The following is a 275-nucleotide window of genomic DNA, read 5'->3' on the forward strand; positions in this document are numbered from 1 at the left end:
CTGCGTCCATATCCGCTTCCTCCTTCGTGCGCTTCGTGTGGATTGTAACCGTTTTTAGTGAAATTATCGGGTTACGCCCGCGCCCGCTCCCGCTCCATCAACTCGCCGATGCCCGCCGCGATTTCGTCCACATGGGTTTCGAGCGCGAAGTGGCCGGTGTCGAGCATCGTCACGACCGCGTTCGGATTATCGCGGCGATACGCCTGCGCGCCCGGCGGAATGAAGAACGGATCGTGCTTGCCCCAGATCGCGAGCGTGGGCGGCGTGTATTCGCG

General features: G+C 62.2%; 1 protein-coding gene. It reads right to left on the reverse strand.

Annotation, left to right across the window (positions count from 1 at the left end):
• Positions 1-71: 71 nt before the first annotated feature.
• Positions 72-275, reverse strand: a 204-nt coding sequence (locus tag SB772_RS40615) for an alpha/beta fold hydrolase (RefSeq protein ID WP_410838601.1), incomplete at its 5' end; no start/stop codon positions are given.

Origin of the sequence: Paraburkholderia sp. SIMBA_030 (assembly GCF_046535245.1) — a bacterium.
Classification (GTDB): Bacteria; Pseudomonadota; Gammaproteobacteria; order Burkholderiales; family Burkholderiaceae; genus Paraburkholderia.